A 25689-nucleotide genomic window follows, 5' to 3' on the forward strand; every position below is an offset into this window, starting at 1 on the left:
CCTATCATCCTCTTGTCCCAACACAGCCCTGTTAATGGAGAGAACGATGAAAAGACTTACCCTACTTGCTGCTTCGATGCTGATCGCGACGAATACTTTGGCAGCTGAGCAATCAAACCTCACTTTTGATGTTTACAACGCTGATCAAAACAGTTTCTACGTTAATTCAACGCTCATTATCGGCGAAACTGAGGTTATGGTTATCGACACTGGATTCACCAAAGCAGATGCACTTCGCATTGCAGCCAAAGTGCTGGATACAGGTAAAACCTTGAAAACGATCTTTATTAGCCAGGCGGACCCAGATTATTACTTTGGTGCAGAAGTACTGCATAGCTTGTTCCCAGAAGCGCAAATCATTACAACGCCTGCTGTAAGAAAAGTTATCGAGGAAAAACTGCCGACCAAACTTAAGGTGTGGGCGCCGCGCATGGGCGATAACGCTCCGGTAACACCTTATATTCCTACAGCATACACCGCCTCTAGTTTAACCATTGACGGCCATACCATTGAGATTCATGACACTGATGGAGATATTGCCCACCGACCTTATCTTTGGATTCCATCAGAAAAAGCCGTACTGGGTAACGTTTCAATATATGGCACGAACCTCCACCTATGGATGGCAGATGCCCAAAGCGATAACAACCAAACGCTTTGGTCTAAACAACTGAAGGAAATTCAGTCACTGAAACCAGAAATCGTTGTCCCGGGCCATATGATCTCAGGCACTGAGTTAAACGTGAGTTCCGTTCAATATTCTCAGCAATATCTTCAGGACTTTAAGCAAGCTAAGAAAACGACCAAGAACAGCGAGCAGTTGATTGAAAAAATGAATGAGAAATATGGAGATGCGGCGCTGCCTGTTGCTCTCAGCATTGGAGCAAAAGTCCATAAGGGAGAAATGGAGTGGTAAGAAGCAATTTATGGTAAGAAACAATGTGTGGTTGGTGCTTCAGCACCACCACATCAACGGAGATAATTGAAAATCAAGCGTATTTCAATCTCTCCCGCACTCTATCGATTTTAGCGAACAGACGCTGTTTTCAACGTCTTGACCAGCAAATCATGAAGATAGTCTACGGCTCTGGAGCCTTTTGATGCTTTGCTACGATAAACAGCGACTTCCATTGGCTCCAATGGGCCCAATCCATGTTCGTGCCCCAATACTTCAAGATGCTCGGGCACACTACACTGGGTAAACATCGCTACAGCAAGCCCGCTCTCAACTGCTGCAATTTGTCCAGCAACACTGGAGCTGTTGTAAACCACTTTATAAGGCCTGCCATGCTGAGCCAAAGAATTGATTGCACTGCGCCTTGCGAGACTTGAGCTTTCATAAACAGCAATAGGCAGAGTTTCTCTGCGCCAAACTTCAAATTGTGGCGCTCCAACCCAGACCATGGGCTCCTGAAAAAGCAGTGTCCCCCTACTGGCGTTATCTCTTGAAACCAAAGCCAAATCCAGATCGTTACTTTCAACTCTAGGAATCAATGAAGTGGACTGCTCACAATCAAGTTCGATTTCAACGCCCGCAAAGCGAGAAGCAAAGTTTCTTAATATGGGAGTTAAATACTCAGCAGCATAGTCTTCGGGCACTCCTAATTTCACCTGGCCGACTAACTCATTACCATGAAAAGCAGCCTGCGCTTCCGAATGCAAATCGAGTATGCGTCTAGCATAACCCAGCAACACCTGACCTTCTTCAGTTAAGTCGATGCTTCGACTACCCCTAACGATAAGCCTCCTACCCGTCGCATTTTCCAGTTTTTTCAGATGCATGCTCACAGCAGATTGTGAACGATGGACACTTGCCGTGGCATTAGACAAAGAGCCCGCGTCAACAATGGCTACAAAACTCTTTAACCAGTCAATTTGAAGATCTTGATTATTCATTATTCGATTTTCGAATGGATTATTTCTGAATTATGCGCTTTTCGATTTCATCATTCCAGTTTACTGTTTGATTCACTTTGCATCACTCATAAAAATGGCTAACTCCATGCTCGAAAAAGAATTAAAACTAGAGTATCAATCCATACAACAAGGCTTCATCAGCTTACTGCCGATCTCAATATTCGTTGTAGTCTTTGGCACTGCATTTGGTCTGGCGGCCGTTCAGGTCGGGCTGAGCGAATCTTCTTCTTTGTGGATGAGCACGCTGGTTTTTGCTGGCGCATCTCAGTTTGGCGCGTTAGATCTGTGGGGAACGCATGTCCCTGTTTTTCCTTTAGCTATCACGGTATTTGCCATCAATGCCCGCCACCTTCTTATCGGCGCCACACTGTATCCTCACATTAAAACCATGAAGGCTTTGCCACGTTACGGCGTGATGTTACTCGCTTCAGATGCCAACTGGGCGATGTCGATGAAGGCGTTTGCTAACAACGAGCACTCGAAAGGGCTAGGCATTTTGTTTGGTGGCGGTCTCGCGATTTGGATTTTCTGGATTATCGGCACTTGGATCGGCGTTTATTTTGGTAACGCGATTCAAAAACCATCCGCTTATGGCATTGATATGGTCATGGGGTGTTTCCTGCTTACCATGGTGCTTGAGGGTAATAAAGACAACGGCACTTACATTATCTGGGCGTCTGCGGCGCTCTCATCCATTGCCGCATATTTGTATCTGCCAGAGAACGCTCACGTGATTGTTGGTGCTTTAACCGGAGGCATTGCTGGTGTGCTTGTAGGAGAAAAGAAAAATGAACATTGAGACAACGGATCTAGGCACCCTGGCGATCATAGCGGTTATGACCATCGTCACCATTATTACTCGCTGGGGTGGCATCTATGTGATGTCTTACATTCCCATCAGCCAGCGCGTTCAGCAGTTTATCGCCGCTATGTCGGGTTCAGTGTTAGTAGCGATTATAGCGCCACTGCTTATTACCGGAGACATGGGCGCTAAGGTCGCCTTGCTGGTGACGGCTATTGGCACACTGGCCTTTAAACGACCTCTGACATCCATCACCCTTGGTATTGTGCTGGCAGCTTTAACGAGAACTTTTTAGCGGCACTAGGTAGAAAAAGAGCCTTATTTAAGGCTCTTTCCATTGGAGTCAGGTCGTCGCTGCTTTCAGGTTTCTAAACCATTTTTTAATCGGTTGGACAATCCAGTATCGCGAAATGAAGAGCCCAATCTGGAACAGAATATACTGACGCCGGCAGTAAAGCATACAGACATAATCAAATTTCTCAGTTGGGCCTTCAAACAGGATATTGGGGTAAATATACTTTTGTCTTTCAGCGACTTTTGGGTTGCGGGCACCTGACATGAAGTAGCGCTTCTTCATACGATACGCGTCCCAGCTGGCATAGATAAAGACAAAACCGCGCTCAAAATCAGATAGTTCTCGCTCTACCCAAAGCCCTCCACCTTCAACAATGTTTTCCGTCGCGTGTTGGAGAGGGTGAGCTTCCATGTGTTTTGGTAAATCCGCGATATAAACCAAAGGGTTGTCGCAGTTGACGGTATACCCTGCGCACATCTCTCCTTTTGAGTCGTAAAACGCGCGAACACACGTTCGGCTCTTCAATTGCTCTATCTTGCTCGTATTGCCTGATATGGATTGATAGTGCTTGGCAAACTCCAGAAAATCACTGTCTCTGGAAAGGCGTTTGCTCGGTAAGATCATTCTTAACTGTCCTCCGAAAATTGGTAAGAAACCGCCATCTGATAACGGCCCGGAGAAACAATGTCATCGGGATCAAACGCGGCTTTAATACGGCTGCGCAGTTCTAATGCGTCTTGCTCCAGCTCGAAGTCACTATTGAACGGCATTTCATCAACGGCACGTCGATAGCACGGCCACTGGTAGCGTCGATATAAGGCGCGCAATTTACGTACTAAGTCTGTCGCTCTGGTAACTTCATCCGGATTACCTGAGTCGTAGTAAATACTGATAATCGCCTGACACAGGTAAGCATTGACGGCGGTTAACGTGACACCAAATTCAAACCCTGCTTTGTCGAAGGCTTGCTGTGACAAACGCATACATTTTTCAACGTCTTCGCCCGCCATCGGCAACGTAGGTGCAACCCAATAAAAGCCAGCCCCGTCTTCCACTGGGTTCATTTTTTCCGGAATATTTCCGCGATAGCGCCAATAACAACCTTTGAGTGCCAAATCTTTAGGGTTCCCCTCTAGCATCGCCATCATCTCAGTAAAATCATTGAGACTACTCTGCAAACGCCGGTACACGGGCAAGCTCCCAAGCAAACGACTGGCACTGATTGCTATTTGGTTCATTTGTTTCAGCTTTGCCAAGCTAACTACATTTACTTTAGCGATGGGTTTAAGCAGTGCTTTTACACGTGCGGCTTTAGCTTTTGCTACTGCCGTAGTGCCTGTGATCACAAACGCACCTGACCAAGGAGATAAGTTGTATTGGTTGCACAGCGATTCAATATCCGCTTGGTTCGCACCATCACTCGTGCTCCATTTGGTAAAATCGAATCGTTCCATCATGGTGAGCATTCGGTAGGTGTTACCTAAGTGAGGCAAACCATCAATGCTGCCTTCTGATTTCAGGCGGCGCATGATATCGATATAGGCAGATAAATCATTCGCACTTTTAAGGCGTACTAAACAACGCAAGCTCGCTTCTGGCCTAAACATCAGTTCGAACTTCATTTTGCTGATCACTGCGATATTGTTCTGAGTGAACAACTCGTGAAGATTGGCAGCAAGGCCCGCTCGACCACAATATCGCGCGCTCTGATTTAGCTTCATCACCTTGCCACTGGCTAAGATTAATTCGCTAATCGTAAAGTGCTGGCTTCGGTTACCAACAGGACCATGACCAAATCCCCTCTCTAATATATTCCCCATCAGACTGGTATCTGGCCCTGCTCCCGTGCAATCCAACATCCATGGCGTATGTTTGAGATATCCAGACACTTGACCTTGTGTTACACCCGGCTCGACCTCAATAACTCCAAGCTCTTCATCAAAGCTCAGTATTCGATTCATGCCGCTAAGATCGAGTAACGTACAACCATCACTGGCAGGCGTTTTGTAACCATACCCCCAGTTGTTGCCTTTCCCGACAGGATAAACAGGCAGTTTTTTTAAATACGCCTGTTCAATAACTTGTTGCAGCTCCATACCATTTTGAGGCTGAAGAATTTGCGGGACGATGCGTGAATGATGGCCAAGGCCACTGCGCAGTTCGATTGGCTGATGCAAATCAACCTGTTCCACAACAGATGACACGTGTAGCTCCTTTACTGGTGAATAATACGGCTATCAAGGAGTTACTCGATAGCTTTGTCTGCTGTTTCAATTAGGAGCAGAATTATCTCAGCAGCTTAAATATCAAACAACACACATATCTGCGGGGTGAATGCATTCAGCAAAAACAAGTAGGTAACAACATTCATATTGACCAGGTAAATACAACAAGAAAAACGGCAAAAGTGATTTATGGAATGGAAGTTCATGAGAGAAAGAGAGTGTGCTCATTTACACAATGAGCACATTGAGGCTATCGGTGATGTTGGTACAACTCATCCAGCGCGACTGATAATCCGTCTTCTTTGACAATGCGGATATGTTCGCGAGCTAAATCGCGTGCATTGGTCACGCCACATGAGTGAGCGATCAGGCCAATACCGTAGTGGATGTATTTGTTGTAATTTGCGACACGCTCCATTTTGTCTTCAACGTTCAATCCTTGTTGCAGGCGCACGTCATGAGTGGTGATGCCTGTCGGACACGTGTCTTTATTGCATTGCAGCGCCTGAATACAGCCCAGTGCAAACATGTGGCCTCGAGCAGAAACAACAAAATCGGCACCTAGAGCGATCGCCCAAGCTACTTTGGAAGGCGTAATGAGCTTGCCAGAGGCAACCACTTTAATTCTCGGGATTAGACCACGCTCATTAAGTAAATTTACTACTAGAGGCAGACTTTCTTTTAACGGCAGCCCAACGTAATCCATGAGTGGTTGAGGCGCGGCTCCGGTACCACCGTCAGCGCTATCAATCGTAATGAAATCGGGGGCACTGTCATGGCCTCGCTTTTCTATTTCATCGAGAAGATCTTTGAACCATACTTGTGAGCCAATGACACTTTTAAAGCCAACGGGTTTACCCGTCACTTCTCGAATACGATGGATCATATCAAGTAAATCACCCACATTACGGATATCTTTATGTCCGTTTGGGCTGATGGAGTCGTGCCCCTGAGGGATACCACGAATTTGAGCAATTTCAGCAGTAACTTTGCGCCCGGGTAGCATGCCGCCTTTGCCCGGTTTCGCTCCCTGACTGATTTTTATCTCAAACATTCTTACATTATCATGTGCGGCCAGTTCTCGCAGTTTGTCATCAGAGAGCTGACCATCTTGATCGCGAACACCGTACTTAGCTGTCCCGATCTGAAACACAATGTCGCAGTCACCTTCCAAGTGATACGAGCTTAAGCCACCCTCTCCCGTGTTCATCCAGCATCCTGCGATCTTTGCGCCTTTAGACAAGGCTCGAACCGCAGGCTTTGATAAGGCACCAAAACTCATTCCGGAGATATTGAAAATCGATGACGTGGTATAAGGCGTTCGGCAACCTTCACCGATGGTGACCGCAGCCGGGGATACAGCGTCTTCCTCTAACGTGGGAAACGCGCAATTCATAAACATGATGGTGCCCGTCGCGTCCAGATTGCGGGTCGAGCCGAAAGCTATCGTACGATCAACATTTTTCGCTGCTTTGTATACCCAGCTACGTTCTGCACGATTGAATGGCATTTCCTCTCTGTCCATAGCAAAGAAATATTGCCTGAAGAACTCTCCCTGTTTCTCAAACAAGTAGCGAAAACGCCCAATGACAGGATAGTTGTGTCGAATGGCATGTTTGTGCTGGCGTTTGTCTGCAACGTACATGTACAAAACACTGATTACACCAAGCCCAATCGCGATAATGAAAAGCCCTGAGAATAGATCGATCCCGATGACAAAAAATTCACCCATTTTATGCTCCAGTAGTCTTTGCATTTTCTATTTGTATAGACCGTCTTCATCAATATAGTTGACGATCTGGAGCAATTTGAATTTTTTCAATCAATTAGCGGTTTCAATTCGTGATTAAGTAACTTGATCTAAAACGCTCTGTTTTCTCGCCGGCATCTTTTCCGATCGTAAACCTTGGTCTTCAACTCTGGTATTCCAAATGTAAACTGGGCCACTGCTTGCGCAATCATTGCAAATAATATGGTGTTCCAGCTCGTTAGAGTTCCACGCGCTCGGCTTCATTTCCTTTACCAAATGCGTGCTTCCACAGAATGGGCAGGGTTTTAAGTTCATGTTCAACCTTTGATTACAGAATGTTGAGTATTTCCGCTGCAGTACTCTTAAACGCGAACAGCAAAAACAATGCAAGAATGAAGAATTCGAAGCGCAGTAGTATTGAGTTCACCACCAAAAACTGAGGCTGGGCGATACCTTTTATACCTCGGTTTTCACGCTTTTCAGTCTGGCTGTTTTCGTTGCTCGACTCGCTAGCTTCTGACGGATTGACTGCACTTAACGTGATGACTGACGCAATAAACTCGTAACCAGACTTCGGAACTGTTTTGATAAAGGCTGGAGACTTAGTAGAGTCGTTGAGCGCTTTTCTTAACGTCGATACTGATTGAGTCAAACTGGAGCTATCGACAAAAATCTCTCGCTCAATCCAGAGCACTTCGATTAACTCCTTACGCTGAATCGTTCGATGACTATGCTCGACAAAGTAATCCAGTAAACGACATTCGTTTGAACCTAAAAGGATGTCGCTATCGTCGCCTTCGATGTAGCTCAGCGTGTTTTTCTTAGGCCTAAAGAGAAATTGATTGCCAATGTTATAAACTCTTTCCATCGCAATTTAACCTAGCACAAGTAAATGAATGGGAAAGAACGGTAGGAAACCATTACCTACCGTCCAGTTTGCTATACAGCGTTAGCTTCTGTCGTCAGCGTTCGCTGTGGTTCACTGACTTTGTTTTTATTGAAATCTTCAGCGATAGCAAGGTACACAGCGGGTAACACGAACAAGGTAAACAAGGTGCCGATAATCATGCCTGCGACTAATATGATGCCTATGCTGTTTCGTGCTTCTGCCCCGGCTCCTGTCACCAGTACAAGCGGGAAATGCCCTAAAACCGTTGCTGCGGTCGTCATTAATATGGGTCTTAGACGAATCTTTGCCCCTTGAATGACAGCTTCCAGTTTCTGGTGGCCCTGATGTTGAAGTTCATTGGCAAATTCAGTAATGAGGATGCCATTTTTAGCCACCAACCCGACTAAGGTGATAAAGCCAATCTGGGCATAGATGTTCATACTCGTCAGCCCGAGAAAAGCAAACGACATTGCACCAGCTAACGCCAAAGGTACTGACCCTAACAATACAACCAGAGGTGAGCGGAAGCTGTTGAATTGAATCGACAACACCATATAGACAACGAACAATGCCACAGCCAGTACGGTAAACAGGCTGTTACCTTCTTGCCTTAGCTGGCGACTACTGCCTGCATAGTTGACTTGGTAACCTTTCGGCAAAATGTCACTCGCGGTTTGTTCCAGTAGAGTAAGCGCTTGATCCGGAGTCACTCCAGGGACCAATCCACCTAAGATTCGGAATGAGTTGAGCTGATTGAATCTTGAAATGCTGCGTACATTAACGGTCTGCTCCAGCGATGCGACACTACTTAGAGGCACAAAGTCTCCTGCGGGCGTTTTGATCTGGAGATCAAGCAGTGATTCACTGGTTGAGCGAGACTGCACATCGACCATAGGAATCACTCGATAGGCTTTCCCGTTGCTGTCAAAACGCGTTACCTCTTGTTCAGACACCATTAATGAAATTTGGTCTGTCACTGCTTTGGTTGTCAGGCCAAGATCCACCATTTTCTTATTGTCGAAGTTTAGCCGAGCGTGTGGCATATCAATTTTCAGATCGGTATCGACGAACATGAATTTTCCGCTTTGCTGCGCGGCTTCAAGCAGTTGATACGCGTACTGAAGCATGTTCGCGTAACTGTCTTGAGATTGAATTACCATTTCTACATCAAATTGTCCCGCAGTAGGCAATGGCTTCGGCATGGTTGGATAAACGCGAAGACCCGTAACATCTTTTAACGTAAAGTAAATGTTCTGCAGCATATCCGACACCGAGTAAGCACGCTCTTCATAGGGAACAAAATTAATCCCACTGAAACCACCTTGCTCAGTCACGGTTTGCCAGACGATGTCCACACCTTCCATCGGTAAAATTGAGCCGACAGCCTGCTGCATGTACCGATTGTTATATTCCAGTGCTCCACCTGATGGCGCTTCTGAAATTACAAAGATAGAGCTTTGATCTTCAACCGGTGCGAGCTCTTTCTGGGACAACAAATAGAAAGGAACGGTAAGCAATGACAACACAACCGCTGAAAACAGCATCGCTCTGCGATGAACAAAGACACCACGTAATGCAGACTCATAAGCCGTCGATAAACGCTCAAATACAGAGTTGATCTTCTGTGTCAGCTTGCCCTCTTGGCCTTTTTCTGGCGACACATAGGCGCTCATAATAGGTGACAACGTAATGGCGACCACGCCAGAGAACAACACCGCAATCGCAAGCGTGAACGCAAATTCTTTGAACAAAGCACCGGATAGACCACTAACAAAACCTATTGGCGCAAACACGAGTGCAAGTGTGATCGTCATGGAGAAAATCGGGCGCAACAACTCACGTGAGCTGATCAAGGCAGCCTCAATACGCCCTTTCCCACTGCGCATATGGCGAGCAACGTTTTCAACCACAACAATCGCATCATCGACGACAAGGCCAACAGATAGGACGATGGCTAGAATGGTCAAAAGGTTGAGTGAAAAGCCCGCCATTGCCATCGCAGCAACACTGCCCAAAATGGAAATCGGTATCGTGATCAAAGGAACTAATGCGGTGCGGAACGACCCCATCAGCAGCAAGATCACAATGCCCACTAAGAGTATTGTTTCCGCCAGCGTGGTAAAAATTTCACGCAGTGCATCACGCATGTACAAAGTACCATCATAACCAATCGTTATCGCTGTGCCTTGTGGTAAACGCTCGTTAACGACAGCCAACTGCTGGTATAACTCGTCACCAATTGTGATTTCATTTGACCCCGGAGAAGTGACAATGCCAATAAAGACAGACTCATTCAGGTCAAGACGCGCCGTGTCAGAGCCTCGGTCTTCACCCATTTCTATTCTGGCTATGTCCCCCAAGTGAACCACTGTATCGCCATTTTTCTTGATGATCAGATCTCGAAAGTCCTTTGCATCCCGCTGCAGGGCATTACTCATGATGCTGATGTTCTGAACATCATTTTCCGCACTGCCCAGCGACGCGATAACATTGTTATCGTTCAGGGCCTGATGAACCTCTTGCGCGCCGATGTTCAAGCTCGCCATTTTTAGAGGGTTCAGCCAAACTCGGATTGCAGGCTTACGGCCACCTAATACATCTGAACTTTGCACACCTTCAATCGACGCGAACCATGGCGTCACATTTCGTTCCAGATAGTCAGTCAGCGCCGGTCGATCCATGGTTTCGCTTGAGACGTTCAGGTAGAAGGTCGCACTTGGTCGATCAACACGAGCCACTGAGACACTCGGGTCTTGTGCCCCTTCAGGCAATTCATACGCTATCTGGCTAAGCCTTGAATTCAGCTCTGCAAGTGCATCCGTGCTGTTTTCATTCAGTTTCAGCCACGCGGTTACTTTACTCACGCCCGCGGTGGTCGAGGAGTCAACATAGTCAACACCAGGTACACTCATCGCGACCTTTTCAATTGGCTCAGTAATAAAGCCTTTAACCACGTCAGACGAAACCCCGACGTATTCTGTCGTGATAATCAGAGATGAGCTCTCAATTTGAGGAAACTGAGAGATAGGCAATCGAGAAGATGCCATTAACCCTGCGATTGTAATCACCAATGAAATGACAATCGCAAACACAGGTTTTTTAACAAACACATCCATGTTTACTCTCCAACCTTAGCCACAATAGATACTGGATCGCTTTGCTCTGGGGACTTCGTGCGTACTAACAGGCCATCATAGAGCTTGAACGCGCCTGCAGCCGCAATGCGCTCACCTTCTTCGATACCATTCAGAATGAATTTTGCGCCTTCTCTTTCAGCAATGACCTCTACAGGGCGGCGGTTCGCACGAAAAGCGCCTGAACCTTCACCTTCCTCAGACAAACTGACAACGTACGCGCCATAGAGATCTTGGTTCACTGCTGCAACGGGTACTCTATATACGTTCGCGTCCGCACTGATAGGAATCTGAACTTCCATTGGCGTATTCGGGGCGTAGTCGACCTGTTTTCGACTAATTTGAGCACGGTACTTTAGGCTTCTTGACGTGTCAGAAACACGAACGTCACGAGCAATGACATCTGCGATTTGGTAGGCTGCCTGACCAAACGCGTCAATGTGTCTCACCTCCACTTGATCGCCGACGCTTAAACTTGGATAAAACTGAGGCACGCTGAACTCGATCCAATTGTACTCTGTAATCCCTACAAAGCTGGTGAGCATTTCATTCGCAGAAACGTAATCCCCGACTTTGACGTTATGCATCCCCACCATGCCGGTGAAAGGGGCATAGACTGACTTTTTCTCAATCGTTGTTTCAAGTACGTCAATTTCGGACTGAATTACAATCAGATCCGCATAAGCTTGATCATGCTGTTCTTGACTGATCGCGTTGGTCTTAAGAAGTTTTGTTGAGCGTGTGTAGACGGACCGTGCGTGCTGTTCACGTGCTTTAGCTGAGCGAATACGTGCTTGTTCCTCGGATATATCGAGTTGGAACAAGAGATCGCCACTTTGTACACGCTGACCAGCCATCGAACCAACATGCGAGACTTTCCCTGAAAGCTCAGTAAAAAGCTCTGTTTGCAATGGAGAAACTGTATTTCCCAACACACTGACCGTAGGTACGTATTCGGCCCTTTCTACATAAGCCGTTTCCACCACCTCATAGTGCTCTGGAAAAGATTCCGCGATAGCAATCGCTGTCGTGATTTCTGAATATTTGAAGTATGCCAAGCCACCTATCACTGCGGTTAGGCCAGACGCGGCAAAAAGCCACGCTTTGATTGAAGACCGATTTTTTCTCATAACCTCACCGTTATTATCTGTACAACCCACTTATGAAACACATTCGAATATCATTCGAATGTGTTTCAAATACTAATTTTACAGATTTATCTTGTCAAACCATAGCGAGGCGGATAGTCATAAAAGAAACCGTGAGGAAAATAATTTATCTTTTAGATAACAAACAGATAGAGCCTTATCATTGATATGAAAAATATATCAATTGACATTAATTGCTACTTGAGTACAGCTTTGAGGTAAAGATTGACTCGTCCAATCAGATTCTTTAGCATTCAAGCGAATGTTATTCGAATGAAGATCCAATATGCCCGCACCAAGACACTCATTTGCCGAACAAGAACGACTCGTGCTAGACGCCGCCGCTCAAAGCATCTTAGAAAGTTCACTGATTGATTTTAAGATGTCCAACATTGCTAAAAATGCGGGCTTGTCCATGGGGTCGGTATATAAGCATATTCAGTCCAAAGAGGATGTGCTTGTTGCACTATCTGTGCGTTTGGATAAACAAGCCACTGCCGCTGTAAAAGAAGTCTTAAGCCTGCCGTACTCTCTCCCTACGAAGATTGTTGCAATTAATCTTCTTTCCGAAAAAGCCATGTATCTCTACCCTTTCGGTTATCAATTGATGACAATGCTCAGTAGCCAGGATTTATTGGCCAAAGCATCAGAAAAATGGCTGAATAAGCTGAGCATTGCAGCAGAAGAAATTAGGCTTTGTTTTGAACAAGCACTTCGACAAGCTATTCAATCCCAAGAACTGCTTTGCAATGAAGACGAGCAAGAATCACTCATCGAAGAGTTCTTACTCCTTAACTGGGCAATCAGTATCGGTTTTCCGCAAATCGTTAATCACCCACATGACGTCTCAATCACAGAGTCAAAGCGAAACGTTAATATTCCACTTTCCCTTGAGCACCCGTTGATACGTGCAACGATTCGTATGACCAATAGCTACCCTTGGAAACATCCCGTGTCTATTGAAGAGTTATCAGAGATTGAACAAATTCTTCAGTCTCGTGGTATGAGAGAAAATAGCGAACCTAGTGCGTAAAGAGCCTCACATGAGGCTCTAATCAGAACTGACATTTGCATAAATACCCTGTCAACTTACTGTAGCACAAATCAAACTTTCAACACTGTTGACTTTCCCTTTACACCCATAGTGAAATCTCGGTTAAAATATTGTTTTAAAATAACTAAACCCATTTAGAACATTTTATATTAGTAAGCGTTAATCAGTCGTCAAAATGTAAACACCACCACTAAAATGCAACAAGCTCGTTACATACCTAACTAACAGTAGTGGATTACGGGCCCTATCACACTAGAGATTTACCATCTTCAAACACTCACCTATTGAAGGAATATTATGAAACTAACAGGAAAAAAAGCGTTCATTACTGGAGCAACTTCAGGCATCGGCTTAGCTATTGCGCGTCGTTTCTTTGAGGAAGGCGCAACGATTGCTATTAACGGACGAAATGCCGAAAAGCTGGAATCAATTAATAGAGAGTATTTCTCGAACAAAGCGCTCGAAGTGGTCGCAGATATTTCCAAAGTCGAAGATATTGCCTCCGCGTATGATTTGCTTGGAAAAGAGTTTTCTGAACTGGATGTATTGGTTGTCAATGCAGGGGCCTATCAGCTAAAGCCGTTTACAGAAACAACTGAACAAGACTTTGACGACATGTTTGCACTCAACGTTAAAGGGGCTTTCTTTACTATGCAATATTCAGCGCCACTATTGAGTGAAGGAGCATCGGTTATTTCAATTTCCTCTGTTGGTGCAATACATGCCAGTTGGAACCAAGCGCCTTACAACGCCTCAAAAGCTGCTATCTCTTCTCTAACTAAAAGCTTTGCCTGTGGACTCACTCATAAAAAGATCCGCGCCAATACCATTTCACCCGGCGTAACCGAAACTGAAATTTGGGACAAGGTTGATTACCGAGACCAGGTTGATCTAGTTGCTAAAGACGGGATTCCTCTCGGAAGAAAAGGCGCGGTCGAAGAAGTGGCTGGCGCTGCGCTATTCCTTGCCAGCGATGACTCTGCCTTTATGACCACCAGCGATCTGATGATGGATGGCGGCGTCACTTACATCAGTGACCCAGAGGAATGGGGCCATAAGCAGTAAACAAGTAATTCCATTTTAAAAGAGCCTCGTCTGAGGCTCTTTTCGTTTTTGGAATCATCGGTTAAATTTTTTCCATTTTTGGAAATTAAAGTTTAACACCATTATTTCATCGCTCGATTCAATACTATCGCTAATCAATCCACGCCCACCTTCAAGCCAGATCATGTTTAGGAGATTCCTATGTCTAAAGCGATCCTAATAATCGATTTAATCAACGATATTGTTCATCCCGACGGAAAGATACCAAGTTGTGCTCAGCTTGCTAGTGAGATGGAGACAATCACTAATACCAATCATGCATTGAACTATGCGAGAAAAAACAACTGGTTAGTGGTTCACATCAAAGTAGGTTTTGATGCCAACTATTCGGCGCAGCCCAAGTCCTCGCCTGTATTTGGTAAGGCAGATCAGTATCGAGCATTACAACTGGGGAACTTTGGTACCGAATTTCATAGCGATGTCGACGTTCGAGAAGATGATTCGATCATTGTGAAACCAAGAATTAGCGCGTTTTACAGCACACCATTAGAGGCCACGCTACGAGCTAACCATGTGACACAGCTGTATCTTGCGGGTGTAAGTACAGAATGGGCAATTCAATCCACAGCCAGAGAAGGTCATGACCGAGACTATAAAATCACCATCTTGGAAGACTGTTGTGCCGCCTCTTCAAAAGAAGCTCACTCCACTTCCCTCGCTATGCTCAGTCGCATTGCAGACATAGCCACAGCTTCGGATTTATCAACAGAAGAACTGTAAGCGGCTATCTACTTTGTAAAGGAGCTTGTTCAAGCTCCTTTAAGGCATGATAAGTGACTTTTGACCCAGAATCATAAGTCACAAATATCCCCACCACTTAGTCACACATGACAGTAATGGTAAATCGGTCAGACGTCGTCGACGTTGATTTTACCGTATACGTTGACGGGCAGTAACTTAGCTCTTTGTTCCATTGAGCAAAGCGCTGAAGGTTCGTTGACTCGTCAAACGATTCTTCATCTGTGTAGGTGACTTGGACTTTTCCATCGACTACTTTTTGCGACACTTCTGCGGTGTATGAAGAAGCACAACCTGCAGCTACAGCAACACTTAACAAGACGAGTAATTTTTTCATGAGAGACACCTTTCAGTTTGGCCAGCTTAGCGCTGACCTTGGATAAACTTCGGACATTAGCCAATGCAACTGAAAGTATCTCTATCCCTTTCGCTAATCTACCATTTAGAGAAAGCTTTATGATTAATAATGCTTAACCATTCTTAACTCTTTGAAGTAAAAAGCAGAAGTAAGATTTGGAAGGTAAGTTTCGTTGTGAATAAGCCATAAAAAAAGCTCCATATCTATTATGGAGCTTTTTGCTTTTGTGACGTCAGCTAATTAACCGTCAATACCACGTGATTTCAGGAATTCAGCATACGTTCCTTTGAAATCAGTGATCTTGTTGTCTTTGATTTCAATAATGCGCGTAGCCAAAGAGTCAACAAACACTCGGTCATGCGAAACGAAGAACAAGGTACCTTTGTATTGCTCAAGCGCCGAGTTCAACGACTCGATGGATTCCATGTCCATGTGGTTAGTTGGCTCATCCATTAACAGCATATTTGGTTTATGCATCATGATTTTACCAAGCAGCATTCGACCCTGCTCACCACCAGACAGCACCTGAACAGACTTTTTGATGTCGTCTTGAGAGAACAGCATACGCCCAAGGAAACTGCGTACAACCTGCTCATCTTCACCTTCTTGACGCCACCGGCCCATCCAATCCATCAGATTCATATCTTCAGCAAAATCTTCAGAATGATCCTGAGCGTAATAACCGATGTTGGAGTTTTCAGACCATTTGAACTCACCGGTACGTGGCTCACGTACACCTGCCAAAGTGTTTAGTAAGGTTGTCTTACCTACGCCGTTTTCACCGATAATCGCAACACGCTCACCCACTTCAAAAATCGCATTGAAATCCGAGAACAAATCGTCTTCGTAACCTTGAGATAAGTTTTCAACAATTAGAGCATTACGGAACAATTCTTTAGACTGTTCAAAACGAATAAACGGATTCTGTCGACTAGACGGTTTAACTTCTTCTAGCTGTATCTTGTCAATTTGCTTAGCACGAGAAGTTGCCTGCTTAGCCTTCGATGCGTTAGCAGAAAAGCGCGCAACGAATGTGTTTAGCTCTGCAATTTGGGCTTTTTTCTTAGCGTTATCAGCCAGTAAACGCTCACGAGCCTGAGTTGCTGCAACCATATACTCATCATAGTTACCAGCAAATAGACGCAGCTCACCGTAGTCTAGGTCAGCCATATGAGTACATACCGAGTTTAAGAAATGACGGTCGTGCGAGATGATAATCATCGTACAGTTACGCTGATTCAAAGTTTCTTCAAGCCAGCGAATAGTGTCCATATCAAGGTTGTTCGTAGGTTCATCTAAAAGCATCACATGAGGGTCTGCAAACAATACTTGAGCTAAGAGCACACGCAGCTTCCAACCCGGTGCCACTTCACTCATAAGACCAAAATGCTGCTCTTCTGGAATGCCTACTGCAAGCAGTAACTCGCCCGCTTTAGCCTCAGCCATGTAACCATCCATCTCAGCGAACTCAGTTTCAAGATCACCAACGCGCATTCCATCTTCATCGGACATTTCGGGTAGAGAATAGATGCGGTCACGCTCTACTTTAACTTCCCACAGTTCTTTGTAACCCATGATGACAGTGTCGATTACTGTGTACTCTTCATAGGCAAACTGGTCTTGATTTAGCTTTGCAATACGCTCATTTGGATCATAAGAAACGTTACCCGATGTTGGCTCCAGCTCACCAGATAGAATCTTCATAAACGTAGACTTACCACAACCGTTTGCACCAATTAAGCCATAGCGGTTACCGCCACCAAACTTAACAGAGATGTTTTCGAACAAAGGTTTCGCACCAAACTGTTGTGTAATATTTGCCGTTGTAATCATGTTGGGAAATGTCCTTGGATGGATTGGCGTTTTCAAAAGGCGGCTATTGTGACATTAATCACGATAATCTCATAACCTTTTAAGCTTCCTAAAATAATTTTTATACCAATCCAGAGGCATCAAACACGAAAATTGAGGAATAAATCTGCTTGAAATTTCATTGGCAAGTATCACGAATGGGTTCAGCGTGATTTGAGCGTTTTTCGCTCACTCAATTTAACCATCTATACGGCTGTTATTTTTATTCATCCGTTCGTAATGTGTACAAATACCAAGAGAGTTGAGGTTAGCAGCGACCACAGCAGTCAGAGCTAGGTATCTCGGTGAACCAGTGAAAATTATGACTTACGGTCAATGTCTAGTCTCTGGCGGCTCTTTAAGAACAAAGAATAAGTAAGGAAAAGAAACAATCTTTTCATGGCAGAGATGCCATTTATCTCACTCGAAAGTTATGACCATTGAGGTTCAATGTCGAGTAGACGTGAGGAGTTTTAACTTTTGGAGGAATACAGATGTTAAGACCTAACGGTTCAATGACTCTGATATCCGCAATCAAAAACACCACCAATTACGGTGGCGTTGATGAGAGTGTATATCATTGTCTAGGTAACACCTCTATCAGCGTCACCACTAGACGACAAGAAAGAGGTTATCGATGCATCAAATCTTAGACGTGCAAACGATTGAACAAGCCCAGAGACTGCTTGAAGAATTAGGATTAGTTATCGAGCATAGCGAAACGCATGAGCGATATGTTGAAGGTAAGGCTTTACTAGAAGCTATGGGCTTAAGTTTTGAGTCTAACTTTAGAGTGGTAATTGGCAGAGTTATTGAGAGTAATTCTTTAGTGGAAGGACGAGACTACGTAGCAGTTCACCCTCCCAAATTTACCGTAACAATGATGTTACGGCGAAAAAATCACTCCACAATGCAAAGGCTTATGTCTTCACGCCTATGGCAGCAGCTAAAGCTGTCCTGAGTGCTCCTACCAAGAAAGGGATGATAAGCGTGAGCTAGTTCTTAAGCAGAACATCACTCAACGAGTTGCACTAAAAACGGGAGCGGAGTCCACGTCACACGAAGAAGCTGTTGATGCTGCTCATCTTGGTTTAACTGGCAAGGCTCATGAACTGATGAACATGCGCAAACCATCGCAACGCATTCAGAGACTTCTAGATAAAAGCAAGACAATTGATGACGTGGTTAACACTCTCATTAACGCGACAGCCAATAATCCCAAAGCTTCTTACGATGACCGTGTACGTTTTGCCAATAGTCTAAGACACGCGGTTAACCAAGTGTCTGAAGAACTTCTGACATCGATGATTAAGAGTAAGTCCACGCTTATATCTAATCATTTGATTCAGAGAAAAGCGGCAGACAATGCCATTCTCAAATATGAAAGACGGTTAGCTCGTCAACAACATTCGCTGGTCGAATCCAAATTACAACAACAGTAATATCGAATGGGGTGCTAGTCGCCCATTTTCGTTTTCAGTCGCTTTTTATCGGAGGTGTAGATGAAGTATGTCCCAATGCTGGCAGGTAAGCCGATGACACTGCCTGAATATGTGCGGTTATTCGGTCGTAAGCCAAAAGACTTAACTTACAAGATGAGGCACAGATATGGCGCTACGCAAATGAAGAAGCTCTGGTTAACATGTGAGAAATTTAGAACACTGGCCATAGAAGAAGTGGCAGACCTTCCAAGAACGGGTAAGCATCATTTAGACAAGTCTATTCATGACGCTGATAATATCAATTAGTCTAAATGCAATCTGTCAGTTTCGTTACCACGATGTGACTAGATCTGACAGGTTGCGCTAAACTGGTTCTGCCCCATTGTGTGTTGGCACTGTATCCTTTTGATGCCTGTCCCAATTAGATCCATCCGTTTATCATTCCGCTTATTTAGAGAAAAAAGTATGCACGCAAAGGCACATACTTTATAAGTGATTTAACTATAGGAAATGTAGATAGAAAGATTAAAAATCAGAAGCTTCAGGATCTACGTATATAATAGAGTCACGAGCCCAATGGGATAAATCATAAGAGAAGGAGTCTGCACCATAAAGCATTCCCCACATTGTGCTAATGTTTCTTATATCCCAATCTCTTATGTCCTGATTGAAAGATTTGGCGCCGTAGAACATGGCATGAGTATCATGTATTCCCGAAACATCCCATTTGGATATGTCTTGGTTAAAGTTCTCCGCTCGATAAAACATACGTTTCATTGAGCCCACAGAACCTATATTCCAAGACGAGATGTCGCCATTAAATTTACTTGCTCCACGAAACATATTCGACATGTCTCTAACACTCGTTGTATCCCATTCTGATAAATCGTGGTTGAATTTTCTCGCCAGATAAAACATGTAGGACATATTTTCAACATTGCTGACATCCCAGAGATTTATGCTTTGATCAAATGATACAGCACCAGCAAACATACCTTCCATCGTCTTCACTTTGCTTACATTCCAGCTTGAGATATCCTGATCAAAAGACTTTGCTTTAGCAAACATCCCATTCATGTCCTCGACCTTGCCAACGTCCCAGTTTGAAATATCTTTGTTAAAAGAGCTGGCACCACCGAACATGGTTCTCATGTTGGTCACATTAGAGACATTCCACTTTGATAAGTCTTGATTAAAAGACTCAGCTTTCTGAAACATTCCCGCCATGTTGGTTACATTACTCACATCCCAATTAGAAATATCTTGGTTAAAGGAATGCATTTCATGAAAAAGCATACTCATGTCTGTGATTTCAGAAGTATCAACGTTTGATATATCTTCTTTGAAGAAGAGCATATGCTTAATATCGTTGACAGTAACCTTCATTGGAAGAAATTTGGGTTTATGCTCATCCGTTAATGCAGAAGTCATTTTACCATCGTCGTAATTAAAAGTTATATATTTGGCGACATTTGAGACATTCCAAGCCGTCAAGTCCTGATTAAAAGCCCTAGCCGCAAAGAACATAGCCGTCATGTCCTTCACATTACTCACATCCCAACTCGATATGTTTTGATTGAAAGAGTAAGTAAAGCTAAACATACCATTCATATTGGTAACGTTACTTACATCCCATCCAGAGATATCCTGATTAAATGCTTTAGCTTCATAAAACATATCGGACATGTTAGTCACGTTACTCACGTCCCACCCAGAGATATCTTGGTTAAATCTTCGTTTATGAGAAAAAAGACTACTCATGTCTTTTATTTCAGAAACATCTACCTGAGTAACGTCTCTACCTGCTTTGATCATTTCAAGCAATTCTTGCCGATTAAGCGGATGTGTTGGGGTTGGTTCTTTTTCGCAGCCTACCAGTAAAAATAATCCTATTAAAAGAATTGGCTGTAACTTCTGCATTATCTTCCCTTATTCAATAAAACCTAACCTATTGTAAATTCTACTATAAAAACAGACGAAGCTTTCTATATACAAGAAGCACACGCAGCTTCCAGCTAGGAGCAACTTCGCTCATCAACCGTAATGCTGCTCTTCTGGTATACCAGCTGCTAAAAGAAGTTCACCTGCTTTTGCGTTAGCCATGTAACCGTCCATCTCAGCAAACTCAACTTCAAGCTTAGCAACACGCTCATTTGGATCGTAACTAACGTTACCCCCTGTCGGGTCTAACTCACCTCTTAGAACCTTCATGAAAGTCGACTTACCACAACCGTTAGTTAAAGGGCGCTTTTCTTACGTGGTTTAAATTGCTTGCCAGCTACTTAATTCGACGCAACGTCCGCGATACAAGACTGCACTCTCTGGATCACGATTTGCGCTCACCAAGAGTTCAGAGCTATTCTTCATAACGAACATCATTCACGTTTTGCAAACTTTCGATCAGTTGAAATACATAAGCAAAAGATTACACTGCTCAATAGAATAACGTCAATTCCGTGAATCGAAGCTCAATGATTTTATTTGGCAATTTAAAACAAAAAATACAAACCTTTATGATTATAATAAGTTGCATTTAAAACCTGGCAATATTATTAAAAAATCCGGATAAATACGCTCTATTTTAACCATATCCATGGTGATTTTGCGTTTTATTTTAAACTCAGGTATAGAATCTTTACTTTTAGGTATAAGATGGAAGTTTAATGCAGAGATTGGTACATATGCTTTCTAGAAAGTTCTTGAAAAACTTGTTTGTCTTTCTTCCATTTTTATTGTTTTTCATTGGGTATACTGAACCAGCCCAAAGCTCAACAGTAAGATCATCATACATTCAGATTGCGGAAGCGTTAGTAGCTGATAGAGAAACAACTAGCAACGGCAATATTAGAAATCAAAATCTCTACGAAGCTTGCATTACTTCTAGTAAGGCAAGTGATAAGGATGCTATAGCTCGTTGTGAACTCAAAAGGATACAGTACACAATTAGAAACTCACACAATATTGAGGCAACTGACAAAAATATTTCTGAAGTATGGGACAAGGCAAATGACATGTACGGTTGGTGTATGGCCCGATACGTTATGACAGAGTTTAAAGGCTACGACATGGAAAACCACCTTAAATCCTGCTTTGTTAAGAGTGCTACTGTCGCTGCTCAAGATCTAGATAATGACACAAATAAGGTACATAAAACCTCATCGTCTCTAATCGATGAGTTTTTAGAAAATAAAACAACCTTAGGTCCTAAACTACCTAAACAGATATCGTCTGCGATTACAACCGCAACCTCGAAGTGTGAACTAGAGTTAAAATATAAAAAAAGCGAAAACTATTACAATGATTTTTTGTTTAGATGCATTCAATTAGAATCAAAGTACATTTCATATATGGATAAAAATAATTAAGGAGTCTGTGGTGATGCAGGCCTCGTATGTAGATGTTGTGGTATTTCTAGGCCAACATTACGCAAGTGGAGCAAGCGATACAAGCAGTGTGGAATCGCTGGTCTAGAAAGTCAGAGCAGACGCCCTCATTCACCTCCAGATACCAAAGTCACTGATGAGCTAAGAGCACTGATCCTTACCATGCGTTAGAAGCGCAATATAGGGGCGCGGCGTTTACAAACGGATTTAATCCGACTTCACCAAATAGACCTAAGTACCGCGACACTCCATAAGGTTGTATCTGAAACATCAGTCAAACCCATCGTCACTTTCCGACGCCAAAAAGATTTCCAAAGATATTAACGCCCAATTCCTGGCGATAGAGTCCAGATGAACACTTTTAAGATAGCGGCTAAAATTTACCAATATACAGCTATTGATGACTGCTCTCGCTATCGGGTTCTAAGGTGCTACTCTCCGCGCACAGCAGCAAACACAGTCGGCTTTATTGATTGTATCGTGGAAGACCTATCCAGCGCATTCAGACTGACAGAAGTCGTGAATTCTTTGCTGAGAAAATCCACAGACAACTCATGATTTATCGAATCAAGTTTCGCCCAAATAAGCCTGGCTCACCTCACTTGAATGGCAAAGTGGAACGTTCGAAGAAAACAGATACAAGTGAGTTTTATCCGACCATAGAGGTCTCTCAGCACTACCAGATCAAGAAAGAGCGGTTTCAAGAGCAGAATTACAAGCTCGATCTTCAGCTAAGAAAACTGAAAGCATCTCTATGAATCACACATTTTATTGCTTCCTCCTATCCTTCACTTAACTCGACGCAATGTCCGCGATACAAGACTTCACTCTCTGGATCGCGATTTGCGGTCACCAATAGTTCAGAACTGTTTTTTAACGCCTGCCATTCTGTAGGCGACATATAACGAACGTCATTCACGCTTTGCAAGCTATCGATCAGTTGGAGTTCACCACTCTCGGAGTTTCTCATCCACACCATCGCCCTATCCATCGGAACTTTATCCATGTTTAGATTGCGTTGCATGCGCAGACTTGATTGACCGGGTTTATCGCCCTGATATGCCACCAGCGCAAAATGATTCTTCTGGGTGTCTGAAGACATCATGGCCAAATAACTCACAGGACGTACCTGAGCGGCTTCAATGGGGAACGGGTTTTGCAACAAAATCGGTTGCAGCCAAACACCCGCAAACAAAGAGAGCGCCATACCTGTTGGTAGCCACCACCAACGTATACGCTTTGCCCCACGACTAGGACTAAATGTTTGCTCAGCGATATTTTTCCAAACCCGTTTTGGTGGGCGTTTTAAGCCATGTTCAGACGATCCAAGTTCTGTGGAAGGATTTAGACCAGATAAATGCTGTTGCCACTGTTCTACATGCTCCCACCACGTCGGGTCTGCTTGCATCAAAGTTTCCAACCTTCGTCGTACCCGAGGCGTTTGCGTCCCCAAGACGTATTCACTGGCCAGCTTATCTCTTAGCTCAGAGTTCTGGTAACGGCGGCTCGTTAATCGGTCAGACATCGTTTCAGCTCCTGTAGCCCACGGCGAATCCAAGACTTTACCGTGCCAAGTGGTGTTTTAATGTGTTGGACGATCTCCTGATGGCTCATCCCGTGTTGGTACGCTAGCACTATCGCATTTCGCTTCTCTTCGCTGAGTGAATGTAAACAGCGATCGAGCCCAGAGTCTGAAGTCGATACAGCTTGCCGATCAACTTGATCCAATGACTTTTCCAGCGGCTCTTCTCCTCGCCTGCTACGTTTCCTGACTTCATCAATAGCAAGGTTCCTCATACTTTGACACAGCCACGCCCATGGATAATCTAATGGGTATCGGTGGTCGCTATACCAAAGTTTAACGAAGCCTTCCTGAAGTAATTCCGCTGCGACTTGCTCGTCTTTTACAACACTACAAATCAAGCTGAAAAGTTTTGTGCTGGTTAACTGATAGAGCGCTTCGAAAGCCTCCCGGTCTCGAAGCGCTACTTTGGAAAGCAGTAAACCTATTTGCTGTTTATCTGTACTCACACTTTCCTCATTGGGTAACAAGGTGCCAAACGTTTTTCACACCATCACCACTGGTGTCACCCGGATTCTGGTCTTTAAACCAACGATAAAGCGGCTTTCCCTCAAATGTCCATTGGTATGAGTGATCTTTTCGCTGCGTAATCCCAAACCCTCCGGTTAATTTTAGGCTGTCGATGCCTTTCTCGGTCAGCTTAGAATCAACGTATGCAGGCGGCCATTTCACTTCGCAATCCCCATAACACGCTGACTTGTTCAATTTGTCTTTATCGAAGGTGTAGAGTGTTTGGTTACTGCTATCGACCAAGAAGCGACGCTTGCCATCGTTAAACAGTTTAATCGTCACATCGTCTGCTCGGGCAAGTGGCCACACACCTTTGACACCTGCTCCCGAAATATCCCCCGGCTGCTTATCTTTAACCCATCGGTACAGTGGTTTTCCTTCTAATGCCCACTGTTTGGCGCCATCTGCACGAACAATCTGGCTAAAACCTGCCTGACCCGCGAACTGCATACTATTGTGCCCTTCAGCCAATAGTGGTGGCCATAACGCCTCACAGTCTCCCTTACATACCGATTTCCCGATTGGGTCCTTAGCAAAAGTGTAAAGAGATTTACCTGTATCATCCGCGTATACCTCGCCGAAGCCAGTATCGACTGTCGATGCTGACGCCATGGCGTAGCTGGTTGGAATGAGCATTAGTGTTGAAACGAATAGTGCTTTCATTGTTGTTTTCCTTATTATCGGGTCCAGCCTTCGCGGGTGAAAAAGGGACTACCTTCGCTGCTATTGACAAAGTTGATGAAGTCTTGAGTTTGTGGGTCTGCCCCTCTCGTTTTAGCCAGGGTTAGATCACGGTAGATGCGTCGCTCTGGCTCTATTTCAACGTAGTCAACCTTGTCCGCATGATTAAGAGGCCAGTGAATCCATGTAATCCAAGCGTCCGCGTTCTGCTGTTGAAACGCTTTAAAACTCGCACCACTGCCCTTGGCGTACGCAATGATCTTCTCACGGAAATTTTGCACATCAGCCAGTGACCCCGTTCGACCTGCAACATCTTCCCAGACACCTGTTCCAGAGGTGTTGTACACGCCTAGTCCTTCGGTGACGACAATACGTGCGGGCTTATCCAGTAAATCTTTAATCCCCGAAATGTTTTTGGGGTTGCCTTTTGGAACTGCGATAACGGCACGGCGAAGGTACACAGGCTTCACATCCTGATTGGTGATGAAAGGATACGTTTCAACAAAGGCACTCATTGACTGTTCAGAGGAACCAAAGATTAGATCTGCCTTCTTTTGTGCATCCTGAGTCCATTTCGACTCAGGGCCAGCAATCACATTGACCTGTACGCCACTTTTCTTGGTAAAAGCTTCTGCAGCATGACGTAAAGCGGTATCAGGGCCTCCTGGTCCATAGACGTTAATCACATTGTCTTTAGGCTGATGCGTGATGCTTGCATCGAGCTGAGGTGACGCCAATGCTGATGCACTTGCAATTAGCATGGCTAGGCTAGTCAAAGTCAGGTGACGCTTCATGTCTTCTCCTTAAATAAACGACAGTTTCAGAC

The 25689-nt window shown here is 44.4% G+C and carries 25 protein-coding genes and 2 pseudogenes; 11 read left to right on the forward strand and 16 right to left on the reverse strand.

The features are described 5' to 3' along the window. Window positions 1-46: 46 nt before the first annotated feature. On the forward strand, window positions 47-916 hold the full coding sequence (locus tag F0265_RS15380) for an MBL fold metallo-hydrolase (protein WP_171749554.1): 870 nt from the start codon (window positions 47-49) through the stop codon (window positions 914-916). Window positions 917-1026: 110 nt separating this feature from the next. On the opposite strand, the gene F0265_RS15385 is transcribed toward F0265_RS15380, so the two are convergent. Continuing rightward, window positions 1027-1896: a LysR substrate-binding domain-containing protein gene (locus F0265_RS15385; protein WP_171749555.1), complete on the reverse strand. Its 870-nt coding sequence runs from the start codon at window positions 1894-1896 to the stop codon at window positions 1027-1029. 106 nt (window positions 1897-2002) lie between these two features. Between F0265_RS15385 and F0265_RS15390 the strand changes: the two genes are divergently transcribed. Together F0265_RS15390 and F0265_RS15395 are read left to right on the forward strand one after the other, a co-directional pair. Continuing rightward, complete coding sequence (locus tag F0265_RS15390; protein ID WP_171749556.1) at window positions 2003-2716, forward strand: AzlC family ABC transporter permease; 714 nt, start codon at window positions 2003-2005, stop codon at window positions 2714-2716. Further along, a complete protein-coding gene (locus F0265_RS15395) occupies window positions 2706-3014 on the forward strand; it encodes an AzlD domain-containing protein (RefSeq protein WP_171749557.1) in 309 nt (102 codons plus the stop codon). The genes F0265_RS15390 and F0265_RS15395 overlap by 11 nt, the downstream gene beginning before the upstream one ends. Before the next feature lie 48 nt (window positions 3015-3062). Here F0265_RS15395 and F0265_RS15400 read toward each other — a convergent pair whose 3' ends face one another. The 7 genes from F0265_RS15400 to F0265_RS15430 form a co-directional block, all read right to left on the reverse strand. Next, complete coding sequence (locus tag F0265_RS15400) at window positions 3063-3638, reverse strand: hypothetical protein (protein ID WP_171749558.1); 576 nt, start codon at window positions 3636-3638, stop codon at window positions 3063-3065. 2 nt (window positions 3639-3640) lie between these two features. Next, window positions 3641-5218, reverse strand: a complete 1578-nt coding sequence (locus F0265_RS15405; protein ID WP_171749559.1) for an FAD-binding protein — start codon at window positions 5216-5218, stop codon at window positions 3641-3643. Window positions 5219-5489: 271 nt separating this feature from the next. Next, window positions 5490-6971, reverse strand: a complete 1482-nt coding sequence (locus F0265_RS15410; protein WP_171749560.1) for an FMN-binding glutamate synthase family protein — start codon at window positions 6969-6971, stop codon at window positions 5490-5492. Window positions 6972-7085: 114 nt separating this feature from the next. Beyond that, complete coding sequence (locus tag F0265_RS24715; RefSeq protein WP_064487415.1) at window positions 7086-7304, reverse strand: Lar family restriction alleviation protein; 219 nt, start codon at window positions 7302-7304, stop codon at window positions 7086-7088. A 13-nt stretch (window positions 7305-7317) separates the two neighbouring features. Beyond that, the gene (locus tag F0265_RS15420) at window positions 7318-7857 is read right to left on the reverse strand and encodes a winged helix-turn-helix domain-containing protein (RefSeq protein WP_171749561.1); all 540 of its coding nucleotides are present in this window, start codon (window positions 7855-7857) and stop codon (window positions 7318-7320) included. Window positions 7858-7928: 71 nt separating this feature from the next. Beyond that, window positions 7929-10994: an efflux RND transporter permease subunit gene (locus F0265_RS15425; protein ID WP_171749562.1), complete on the reverse strand. Its 3066-nt coding sequence runs from the start codon at window positions 10992-10994 to the stop codon at window positions 7929-7931. 2 nt (window positions 10995-10996) lie between these two features. Continuing rightward, window positions 10997-12142, reverse strand: coding sequence for an efflux RND transporter periplasmic adaptor subunit (locus F0265_RS15430; RefSeq protein ID WP_171749563.1), 1146 nt, complete (start codon window positions 12140-12142; stop codon window positions 10997-10999). A 304-nt stretch (window positions 12143-12446) separates the two neighbouring features. Between F0265_RS15430 and F0265_RS15435 the strand changes: the two genes are divergently transcribed. The 3 genes from F0265_RS15435 to F0265_RS15445 all read left to right on the forward strand — a co-directional run bounded on the left by F0265_RS15435 (window position 12447) and on the right by F0265_RS15445 (window position 15038). Then, complete coding sequence (locus F0265_RS15435) at window positions 12447-13193, forward strand: TetR/AcrR family transcriptional regulator (RefSeq protein WP_043008128.1); 747 nt, start codon at window positions 12447-12449, stop codon at window positions 13191-13193. 318 nt (window positions 13194-13511) lie between these two features. Further along, window positions 13512-14279, forward strand: a complete 768-nt coding sequence (locus F0265_RS15440; RefSeq protein WP_171749564.1) for an SDR family oxidoreductase — start codon at window positions 13512-13514, stop codon at window positions 14277-14279. 180 nt (window positions 14280-14459) lie between these two features. After that, window positions 14460-15038, forward strand: coding sequence for an isochorismatase family cysteine hydrolase (locus F0265_RS15445; RefSeq protein WP_171749565.1), 579 nt, complete (start codon window positions 14460-14462; stop codon window positions 15036-15038). 97 nt (window positions 15039-15135) lie between these two features. On the opposite strand, the gene F0265_RS15450 is transcribed toward F0265_RS15445, so the two are convergent. Together F0265_RS15450 and F0265_RS15455 are read right to left on the reverse strand one after the other, a co-directional pair. Then, window positions 15136-15393 (reverse strand): hypothetical protein, encoded by a 258-nt coding sequence (locus tag F0265_RS15450; protein ID WP_065740036.1) that lies wholly within the window; start codon window positions 15391-15393, stop codon window positions 15136-15138. Between the two features lie 261 nt (window positions 15394-15654). After that, the gene (locus F0265_RS15455; RefSeq protein WP_171749566.1) at window positions 15655-17247 is read right to left on the reverse strand and encodes an ABC-F family ATPase; all 1593 of its coding nucleotides are present in this window, start codon (window positions 17245-17247) and stop codon (window positions 15655-15657) included. 655 nt (window positions 17248-17902) lie between these two features. On the opposite strand from F0265_RS15455, the gene F0265_RS15460 reads away from it, so the two are divergent. The 3 genes from F0265_RS15460 to F0265_RS15470 all read left to right on the forward strand — a co-directional run bounded on the left by F0265_RS15460 (window position 17903) and on the right by F0265_RS15470 (window position 19013). Then, window positions 17903-18226 carry a hypothetical protein gene (locus tag F0265_RS15460; protein ID WP_171749567.1) on the forward strand — a complete coding sequence of 108 codons (324 nt, stop codon included), beginning with the start codon at window positions 17903-17905 and terminating at the stop codon, window positions 18224-18226. Between the two features lie 160 nt (window positions 18227-18386). Then, window positions 18387-18707 carry a hypothetical protein gene (locus F0265_RS15465; RefSeq protein ID WP_171749568.1) on the forward strand — a complete coding sequence of 107 codons (321 nt, stop codon included), beginning with the start codon at window positions 18387-18389 and terminating at the stop codon, window positions 18705-18707. Between the two features lie 60 nt (window positions 18708-18767). Then, window positions 18768-19013 (forward strand): hypothetical protein, encoded by a 246-nt coding sequence (locus F0265_RS15470; RefSeq protein ID WP_171749569.1) that lies wholly within the window; start codon window positions 18768-18770, stop codon window positions 19011-19013. A gap of 219 nt (window positions 19014-19232) precedes the next feature. Here the strand turns inward: F0265_RS15470 and F0265_RS15475 are convergent, their stop codons facing one another. Both F0265_RS15475 and F0265_RS15480 read right to left on the reverse strand, forming a co-directional pair. Then, window positions 19233-20627: a BspA family leucine-rich repeat surface protein gene (locus F0265_RS15475; protein ID WP_171749570.1), complete on the reverse strand. Its 1395-nt coding sequence runs from the start codon at window positions 20625-20627 to the stop codon at window positions 19233-19235. Window positions 20628-20700: 73 nt separating this feature from the next. After that, a pseudogene (locus tag F0265_RS15480) lies at window positions 20701-20942 on the reverse strand (ATP-binding cassette domain-containing protein); the annotation flags it as partial. A 428-nt stretch (window positions 20943-21370) separates the two neighbouring features. On the opposite strand from F0265_RS15480, the gene F0265_RS15485 reads away from it, so the two are divergent. Both F0265_RS15485 and F0265_RS15490 read left to right on the forward strand, forming a co-directional pair. After that, on the forward strand, window positions 21371-22072 hold the full coding sequence (locus F0265_RS15485) for a hypothetical protein (protein ID WP_171749571.1): 702 nt from the start codon (window positions 21371-21373) through the stop codon (window positions 22070-22072). Between the two features lie 6 nt (window positions 22073-22078). Then, window positions 22079-22848: pseudogene (locus F0265_RS15490) on the forward strand (helix-turn-helix domain-containing protein); the annotation flags it as partial. A 23-nt stretch (window positions 22849-22871) separates the two neighbouring features. On the opposite strand, the gene F0265_RS15495 reads toward F0265_RS15490, so the two are convergent. From F0265_RS15495 to F0265_RS15510, 4 genes are read right to left on the reverse strand one after another with little or no spacing between them, the layout of a single operon-like run. Then, window positions 22872-23615: a hypothetical protein gene (locus F0265_RS15495; RefSeq protein WP_171749572.1), complete on the reverse strand. Its 744-nt coding sequence runs from the start codon at window positions 23613-23615 to the stop codon at window positions 22872-22874. Beyond that, a complete protein-coding gene (locus tag F0265_RS15500; RefSeq protein ID WP_021457547.1) occupies window positions 23600-24121 on the reverse strand; it encodes a sigma-70 family RNA polymerase sigma factor in 522 nt (173 codons plus the stop codon). The genes F0265_RS15495 and F0265_RS15500 overlap by 16 nt, the downstream gene beginning before the upstream one ends. A 7-nt stretch (window positions 24122-24128) precedes the next feature. Further along, window positions 24129-24845 carry a hypothetical protein gene (locus F0265_RS15505; protein ID WP_171749573.1) on the reverse strand — a complete coding sequence of 239 codons (717 nt, stop codon included), beginning with the start codon at window positions 24843-24845 and terminating at the stop codon, window positions 24129-24131. A gap of 14 nt (window positions 24846-24859) precedes the next feature. Next, window positions 24860-25657: a substrate-binding domain-containing protein gene (locus tag F0265_RS15510; RefSeq protein ID WP_171749574.1), complete on the reverse strand. Its 798-nt coding sequence runs from the start codon at window positions 25655-25657 to the stop codon at window positions 24860-24862. Window positions 25658-25689 lie beyond the last annotated feature (32 nt).

The organism is Vibrio sp. RE88 (assembly GCF_013113835.1).
Lineage (GTDB): Bacteria > Pseudomonadota > Gammaproteobacteria > Enterobacterales > Vibrionaceae > Vibrio.